The following is an 8,782-nucleotide window of genomic DNA, read 5'->3' on the forward strand; positions in this document are numbered from 1 at the left end:
CGACTTCGCGCTGGAGGCCGAGCGCCACAAGGGCATGTCGTCCTATGACGCCATCGTGCAGGCCTGCCTGTTGCGCTTCCGTCCGATCATGATGACGACGCTGGCGGCGCTGTTCGGCGCGCTGCCGATGCCGCTGCAAAGCATCATCAGCCGCGACGCCTTCAACGCCATCGACCGCGCCGCTGCCGCCGGCAACGAGAAGGCGCGCGATCTCGTCAGCTACTTCGTCGGCCAGGGCGTCGGCCTGGTCGACAGCGTGAAGTCCGCGGGCGCCGTGGTGCAGGAGTTCAAGGAAGATTTCGTCGAGGCCGTCGAGCACATGAACGCGCTGGTGGCGGAGTGATCGAATACTTGGCCCATCCTTCGAGGCTCGCCCAGCGGCGCTGACGCGCCGCAAGGCTCGCACCTCAGGATGACGCCGTCCCCGTAGCCGTCACCCTGAGGCGCCGTAGCGCAGCGGAGGCCTCGAAGGGCGACGGCGTGATAAAATCGAGAAAGTAAAGCTAGAACAAAATGTCGAACAGCATCCCCGAAGACCGCATTCCCGTCATCGTCGGCGTCGGCGAGGTCGTCGATCGTCCCAAGGACATCGCCGCCGGCCTCGAGCCGCTCACTCTGCTGGAACAGGCGCTGAAGCGCGCCGAGGCGGACAGCGGCGCAAACCTGCTCTCCGACGTGCAGTCGCTCGACGTCGTCAATTTCCTGAGCTGGCGCTATCGCGATCCCGAGAAGCAGCTCGCCGCACGGCTCGGCATTCAGCCTACGCATCTCTATTATGGCCCAGTCGGCGGCGAGAGCCCGATCCGCTATCTGCACGAGGCCGCGCAGCGCATTGCGCGCGGCGAATGCAGCGTCGCCGCGGTCTGCGGCGCGGAGGCGCAGTCGACCGCCACCAAGGCGCAGCGCGCCGGCGTCGAATTGCCGTGGACGCCGTTCGCGCATGACGTGGAGGAGCCGAAGCGCGGCGCTGCGTTCCAGAAGCCGATGGCCGTGACGCTTGGCGTATTCAGGCCGATCACGGTCTATCCGCTCTATGAGTCCGCGACCTCGGCGCATTGGGGCCAGACCCCACGCGAGGCGCTGAAGGAATCCGGCGACCTGTGGTCGACCTACGCACGCGTTGCCGCGGACAATCCGAACTCGTGGCTGAAGAAGCGCTTCACCGGCGACGAGATCACCACCGCGACGCCCGACAACCGGATGATCGCCTGGCCATACACAAAGCTGATGGTGGCGAACCCGACGGTCAACATGGGTAGCGCGCTGATCCTGACCAGCCTTGCCAAGGCGCGCGCCGCCGGCGTACCGGAGGAGAAACTGATTTACCCGCTCGGCGGCGCCTCCGCGGAAGAACCGCGCGACTATCTGACCCGCGACCAGTTCGTCGAGAGCCACGCGCAGACCGCGGTGCTGAAGGCAGTGATGGATCTCGTCGGCGGCGACGGCAGGAAGTTCGACGCGATCGAACTCTATAGCTGCTTCCCCTGCGTGCCCAAGATGGCGCGCCGGACGCTCGGCCTGGGCAGCGATGTGCAGCCGACCGTGACCGGTGGTCTGACGTTCTTCGGCGCGCCGCTCAACACCTACATGACGCATTCGGCCTGCGCGATGGTGCGCAAGCTGCGAAGCGGCGGCACGCTCGGCCTGCTCTATGGCCAGGGCGGCTTCGTCACCAAGCATCACGGCCTCGTGCTGTCGCGCGCCGCGCCGCAGGCCGCGCTCAAGCAGGACACCAGCGTGCAGGCCGAGGCCGACCGCAACAGGCGCGATGTGCCCGACTTCACCGCCGAGGCCGCGGGCAAAGGCAAGGTCGAGGCCTTCACCGTGATCTATCGCGCCAATGGCGAGGTCGAGCACGGCGTCACCATGCTGCGCACCGAGGACGGCCGCCGCACCCTCGGCCGGATTCCGCCGAGCGATACCGCGACGCTGGCGTATCTGCAGAATATGGATCGCACGCCGGTCGGCAGCACCGGCAACATCGTCACCGCTGACGATGGCATGCTGGAATGGCGGGTGGGATAGGTCTCTAAGCTCCCTCGCCCCGCCCTTGCGGGGAGAGGGCTGGGGTGAGGGGCTTCCTCCGCCAGGTGGTGCAAGTGGCTGGACCCGTACCCCCTCACTCGGATCGCATCTGATGATGCGATCCGACCTCTCCCCGCAAGCGGGGCGAGGTAAGAGGCGAAGGCGCCTTGCGCCCTACCCCTTCACATCCTGCTTCTCGGACGCCGTCGTCGGCTTGCCCTTGGCGCCGGCGCCGGTGACGCGGACATGATCGCCGTCGGCGAGGCCATCCGGCGGGGCGGTGATGATGCGGTCGTCGGGAGCAAGGCCCGAGGCGATCTCGATCTCCTTGCCGAGGTCGCGGCCGATCTTCACGGTCTTGAACAGCACCTTGTCGTCAGGGCCGACGGTCGCGACCCGCAGGCCGCTGCTGTTGAAGATCAGCGCGCTGGCGGGAATGCTGAGCGGCGTGGACTCGCGCTGCAAGTTCAGCTTCACGCTGGCATAACTCCCCGGCATCAATTCGCCGGAGGAATTGTCGAGCCCGAGCTGCATCCGCGTGGTGCCGGAGGCGACGTCGACCGCCTGCGAAGAGGCTTCCACCGTCGCCTGGAAAGTACGGTTCGGGTAATCCGGCAGCACCAGCGTAGCCTTGGCGCCGATCTTGATCGCCGGAACGTAGTTCTGCGGCACGTTGACATAGACGCGCAGCTTGGTGATGTCGGAGACCGTGAACATTGCCGGGCCCGAGCCGCCGCCGGCGTTGATCAGCGCGCCGACGTCGGTGTCGCGCGAGGTCACCACGCCATCGAACGGCGCTGTGATCTTCTTGTAACCGGCGAGCGCTTCCAGCCGCTCGACATTGGCCTGACCGGCCTTGACCGCACCGTTCTTGTTGGAGAGGTCGGCGGTGCGCTCGTCGATCTCCTGCGCGGACACGAAGTTCGAGGCAACCAGCGTCTTGCGCCGGCTCAGCGTGGCCTCCGAGAGCTTGGCTGAGGCCTGGGCGCTGGCGAGATCGGCACGCGCCTGCAGCAATTGCTGGTCGAGGTCGGGCGCCTCGATCTCGGCGATCACCTGGCCGGCCTTGACGCGAGCGCCGATATCGGCGTCCCAGGTCTTGAGATAGCCGGACACGCGGGCGAAGATCGGCGCGCGGGAGTACGCCTCGAGCCGGCCGGGCAGATCGATCGTAGGGCTCAACGCCTTGGCGTTAGGCAGCGCCACTGCGACGGTCGGAACGGCTTGGTCGTCGGTCCATTCCTTCAGCCTGTTGTCCTGCTCCTCACGGGCGCGGATGCCGGTGCCGACAATCAGTCCTGCGCCGACCAGTGCAACCACGCCGAATATGCCCAATCTCCGGCTGGACACCGGTGGGCGCTGTTCAGTGGGCTGCATGCGGAATCTCCGATGAGGCGGCGGCTTTGGCGCCTTGCTTCTTGTGTACCATACTGAATACCACGGGAACAAACATCAGCGTCGCCGTTGTGGCGAAGATCAGGCCGCCGATCACGGCCCGACCGAGCGGAGCGTTTTGCTCGCCGCCCTCGCCCAGCCCCAGCGCCATCGGCGCCATGCCGATGATCATCGCGAGCGCCGTCATCAGCACCGGGCGGAACCGGACGAAGCCGGCCTCCAGCGCCGCAGCGACGGGATCGCCGAGCTCCTCATAGCGTTCGCGGGCGAAACTGATCACCAGCACGCTGTTGGCGGTTGCGACGCCCATGCACATGATGGCCCCAGTCAGCGCCGGCACCGACAGCGTGGTCTGGGTCGTGAACAGCATCCAGACGATGCCGGCAAGTGCTGCGGGCAGCGCCGTGATGATGACGAACGGATCCGACCAGGACTGGAAGTTCACCACGATCAGGAAGTAGATCAGCACGACCGCGCCGAGCAGGCCGAACAGCAGACCGGTGAAGGCCGAGTTCATGGTCTGCACCTGGCCGAGCAGCACCACGGACGAGCCCTTCGGCACTTCCTTGGCGGTGTCTGCGATCAGCTGGCGCACGTCGGTCGCCACGCCGCCGAGATCGCGCCCTTGCGTCGTGGCGTAGATCTGCACCAGCGACTGGATGTCGTATTGCGACACCACCGCGCTCGAGGTCGCGCGCTTGATGTCGGCGATGCCGCCGAGGATCGGCGCCTGTGTGTTGCCGGTCGCGGTGATCGGCAGGGTCTGCAGCGCGCTCAGCGAGTCGATCTGGTACTGCGGCGTCTGCATCACGATCGAATAGGACACGCCGTTATCGGGATTGAGGTAGTAGGTCGGCGCGACCTGCGAGGAGCCTGCGAGGTTGACGACCAGCGAGTTGGTGACGTCGCGCTCGGTCAGGCCGACATATTGCGCGCGGGTGCGGTCGACGTCGATGTTGAAGGTCGGGTTGTTCGGCGATTGCTGGATCCGCGCGTCGGCGATGCCGGGGATGCGCTTGATCTTGGCCAGCAGCCTGTTGGCATAGGCGAAGTTGGCCTCGATATTGGCGCCGCGGATCTGCAGGTCGATCGGCGCCGGCGCGCCGAAGTTCAGAATCTGGCTGACGATGTCGGCCGGCAGGAACGAGAAGCTGGTGCCCGGAAACAGCCGCGGCAGCTGCTCGCGCAGCGTGCGCACATGCTCTGCGGTCGGCTTGTGGCCGTCCTTCAGCCTGATCTGGATGTCGGCGTCCTGCGGACCGATCACGCCGGTGTTGTTGTAGGTCATGTTGATGCTGGAGATCGGCATGCCGATGTTGTCGGTCATGGTCTCGATCTCGCCGGGGATCAGCTTGCGGACCGCCTTCTGGACGTCGGCCATCTGGTTAGCGGTTTCCTCGACGCGGGTGCCGACCTGGGTGCGGACATGCATCAGGATGTTGCCGGCGTCGACCGCAGGAAAGAAATTGCGGCCGAGGAACGGCACCAGCAGGAACGACGTCGCCACCACCGCGAGGAAGCCGGCGACGAACACCTTGCGATGGCCGAGCGCCATCTCGAGCAGGCCGCGATAGCCGCCGCGGACGCGCTCGAAGCCCGCCTCGAAGCCGCGCTGGAACCAGACCAGGGGATTGCGCGATTTCGGCGGCCCACCCTCGTGATGCACATGCGGCTGCAACAGATATTTCGCCATCGTCGGCACCAGGGTGCGCGACAGGATGAACGACCAGATCATCGCGAACATGACAGCTTCAGCCATCGGCACGAACAGGAAGCGCGCGACGCCGGTCAGGAAGAACATCGGCACGAACACGATGCAGATACAGAGCAGCGAGACGAAGGCAGGCGTCACGATCTGGTTGGCGCCGTCGAGGATCGACTGCTCGACCGGCTTGCCCTGCTCCAGATGGTAGTTGATGTTCTCGATCGTCACCGTGGCGTCGTCGACCAGGATGCCGACCGCGAGCGCAAGGCCGCCGAGCGTCATGATGTTCAGCGTCTCGCCGATCGCCGACAGCATGATGATGGCGCCGAGCACCGACAGCGGGATCGACACCGCGATGATGACGGTGGAGCGCCAGCTGCCGAGGAACAGCAGGATCATGACGCTGGTCAAGAGCGCCGCGATCACGCCCTCGACGGCGACGCCGGTGATCGCGCCGCGGACGAACACCGACTGGTCGCCGATGAAGCCGATCTTCAGCGCGTCCGGCAGCTGGTCCTTGACCTCGATCACCTTCTGCTTGATGCCCGCGATGATATCGAGCGTCGAGATCGCGCCGGCCTTCAGCACCATCATCAACACCGAGCGATTGCCGTCGACATGGACGATGTTGGTCTGCGGCGGGTTTCCGTCGCGCACGGTGGCGACGTCGCGCACATAGACCATCGCGCCGTTGACCTGCTTGATCGGCAGGTCGCCGAGCTCTTCCATCTTGAGCGGCGAGTTGTTGAGATTGATGGTGTATTCGAAGCTGCCGATCTTCTGGGTGCCGACCGGCGTGATCAGGTTCTGCGCGGCGAGCGCGTTGGCGACGTCCTGCCCCGACAGCCCCCGCGCCTGCAGCGCCGTCGAATTGAGGTCGATCTGGACCTGGCGCTGCTTGCCGCCGAACGGATACGGGATTGCGACGCCGGGCACCGTGACCAGCGGCGTGCGCAACTGGTTGATGCCGATATCGGCGAGGTTCTGCTCGGTCAGGCCGTCGCCGGACAGCGCGACCTGGATGATCGGCACGGTCGAGGCGCTGTAGTTCAGGATCAGCGGCGGCGTCGATCCCGGCGGCAACTGCTTGAGCAGGGTCTGCGAGATCGCGGTGACCTGCGCGTTGGCGGTGCGGATGTCGACGTTGGGCTGGAAGAAGATCTTGACGATGCCGAAGCCGTTATAGGAATTGGCGACGATGTGCTCGATGTCGTTGACCGTCGTGGTCAGCGTGCGCTCGAACGGCGTCGTGATACGCCCGGACATCTGGTCCGGCGGCAGGCCGGTGTATTGCCAGGCCACGCCGATCACCGGGATGCGGATTTCAGGAAAGATGTCGGTCGGCGTGCGCAATGCCGCCAGCGGTCCGATGATCAGCAGCAGGATCGCGAGCACGACAAAAGTATATGGCCGGCTCAGCGCGATACGAACCAGTGCGATCATAAAACCAACATTCCCGAAATGAAGCCTGCCCAGGCAGAGGAATCGACATTGCAAAAGCCGTTCCGCAGCGGCCGATTTACCCGATGCCGGGCAAAACGCCAACCTGCGGAGCCCCGACAGCCTTCACTTCCTTGGCATAGCGCGGTGAAGCGGCGCGCTTCGATCAACCGTGTCGGACGCAGCGCCGCCGATCGCGCTCATGTTGTCGTCAAAAGAGACGGCCCTGCTCCGAAACCGGGCTGGCCGAGTACGCCGTTTCCGCCGCCAGAAGGCTAACGCATCGCTGCCCTGCGAAAATGCAAAGCGTGGTGAGCCGGCCGGCCCACCACGCGGGGATTGGTTGCCCTGAGAACCATCCCGGCAGCCCGGCCCGCCTGATGGCGCCGGATCAGGCGGCGCGAGCGGCGTTGAGGAACTTGCCGACCTCGAGCTTGAGGCGGCTGCTGCCGCCCGAGAGCGACTGCGCCGCCGACAGCACCTGGGTCGAAGCCGAGCCGGTCTCGTTGGCGCCGTGCTGCACGTCGGTGATGTTGGCCGAGACCTGCTGGGTGCCCTGCGCCGCCTGCTGCACGTTTCGGGATATTTCCTTCCGTTGAATTGCTGAGCGTGAATGCGGCATCCACGCAAAAAAATGCCCGGTCTGTCGACCGGGCATTGTTCGATGGTCGGAGATTCGGCCGGCGTCAGGCCGCGCGGACGGCCTCGAGGAACTTGCCGACTTCGAGCTTGAGGCGGTTGCTGTCACCCGAGAGCGATTGTGCTGCCGACAGCACCTGGCTCGAAGCCGAGCCGGTTTCGTTGGCGCCGTGCTGCACGTCCGTGATGTTGGCCGAGACCTGCTGGGTGCCCTGCGCCGCCTGCTGCACGTTGCGGGAAATCTCCTGCGTCGCAGCGCCCTGCTCTTCGACCGCGGCGGCAATGGTGGACGAGATCTCCGACAGCTTCTCGATGGTCGACGAGATCTCCTTGATCGCACCGACCGACTCCTGGGTCGCGGTCTGGATGCCGGCGATCTGCTGGCCGATCTCGCCGGTCGCCTTGGCGGTCTGCTCGGCAAGCGCCTTCACCTCGGAAGCCACGACCGCGAAGCCGCGGCCGGCTTCACCGGCGCGCGCCGCCTCGATGGTGGCGTTCAGCGCCAGCAGATTGGTCTGGCCGGCAATCGTGTTGATCAGTTCGACGACGTCGCCGATGCGCGCGGCCGCCTTCGACAGCTCGCTGACGCGATCGTTGGTGGTGCGCGCCTGGCCGACGGCGTCGCCGGCCATCCGCGCCGACTCCTGCACCTGACGGCTGATCTCGGTCACCGACGACGACAGCTCCTCGGTCGCCGACGCCACCGACTGGACGTTGGTCGAGGCCTCTTCGGACGCCGCAGCAACCGAAGTGGTGAGTTCCTGCGAACGCCGGGCGGTCGACGACAGCGTGCTGGCGGACGCTTCGAGCTGCGTCGAGGCCGACGACACGGTCTGCACGATCTCGCCGATCATCTGCTCGAAATTGCGGGTGATGGTATCGACCCGGCGGCCGCGCTCGATCTTGGCCTCGGCGTCGGCCGCCGCGGCTTCATCAGCCGCCCTCTTGGCGACCAGGGCTTCCTTGAACACTTGCAGCGCATCGGCCATGGCGCCGATCTCGGTCTTCTCGCCCTGGTGCGGCACCTGCGCGGTCAGGTCGCCGCGGCCGAGCGCCTGCATCGGGCTCACGATCGAGGCGATGCCGGCCGAAATGTCGCGAACCGTGTAGAGGCTGACGCCGACACTGATCAGGATCGCAATGCCGAGGATCGCGGCCACCATCATCAGCGCCGAGCCGTAATTGCTGGCGGCTTCCTGCGCGGCCTTGCCGGCACCGACGTTGTTGAGCTCGATGTCCTTGTTCAGGATCTCGTCCGCCTCGAGACCGATCTTGTTGACGACCTTGGTGTTGAGCTCGTGCGCTTCATGCGGAAGCTTGCCGACTTCCTTGCGCGAGATCGCCATCACCTCTTCGGTGCCCTTGCGGTACTTGTCCCAGGTGTCGGACCACTGCTGGTACAGCACCCGCTCCTCCGAGTTGGCAATCATCGGCTCGTACTTGGCGCGAGCCTTGGTGTTCATCTCGACGACACTGGCGAGCGTCTTTTCCGCGGCCAGCTTCTCCTCGAGCGTTTCCGAGAGCATGTGTTCGCGGATCACGTTGCGGTAGGTGATGACCCCGGCGCGCAGCTCGCCG

At 65.7% G+C, this 8,782-nt stretch carries 5 protein-coding genes and 1 pseudogene; 2 read left to right on the plus strand and 4 right to left on the minus strand.

Going from position 1 to position 8,782, the window contains the following annotated elements; genetic code table 11:
• Positions 1–343: efflux RND transporter permease subunit (locus tag FNJ47_RS53405; RefSeq protein ID WP_175068495.1), on the plus strand; the 343-nt coding region annotated here is incomplete at its 5' end.
• Positions 344–513: 170 nt separating this feature from the next.
• Positions 514–2,025 carry an acetyl-CoA acetyltransferase gene (locus FNJ47_RS42385; RefSeq protein WP_163162268.1) on the plus strand — a complete coding sequence of 504 codons (1,512 nt, stop codon included), beginning with the start codon at positions 514–516 and terminating at the stop codon, positions 2,023–2,025.
• A gap of 174 nt (positions 2,026–2,199) precedes the next feature.
• On the opposite strand, the gene FNJ47_RS42390 is transcribed toward FNJ47_RS42385, so the two are convergent.
• The 4 genes and pseudogenes from FNJ47_RS42390 to FNJ47_RS42405 all read right to left on the minus strand — a co-directional run.
• Positions 2,200–3,402, minus strand: a complete 1,203-nt coding sequence (locus tag FNJ47_RS42390; protein WP_163162270.1) for an efflux RND transporter periplasmic adaptor subunit — start codon at positions 3,400–3,402, stop codon at positions 2,200–2,202.
• Positions 3,389–6,568 carry an efflux RND transporter permease subunit gene (locus tag FNJ47_RS42395; RefSeq protein WP_163162272.1) on the minus strand — a complete coding sequence of 1,060 codons (3,180 nt, stop codon included), beginning with the start codon at positions 6,566–6,568 and terminating at the stop codon, positions 3,389–3,391. Before FNJ47_RS42395 ends, FNJ47_RS42390 begins: the two co-directional genes overlap by 14 nt.
• A 388-nt stretch (positions 6,569–6,956) precedes the next feature.
• Positions 6,957–7,157, minus strand: a pseudogene (locus FNJ47_RS42400) (methyl-accepting chemotaxis protein); the annotation flags it as partial.
• Positions 7,158–7,251: 94 nt separating this feature from the next.
• A partial coding sequence (locus FNJ47_RS42405) for a methyl-accepting chemotaxis protein (RefSeq protein ID WP_163162274.1) occupies positions 7,252–8,782 on the minus strand: 1,531 nt, incomplete at its 5' end.

The sequence above is a fragment of the Bradyrhizobium uaiense genome (assembly GCF_010811875.1).
Classification (GTDB): Bacteria; Pseudomonadota; Alphaproteobacteria; order Rhizobiales; family Xanthobacteraceae; genus Bradyrhizobium; species Bradyrhizobium uaiense.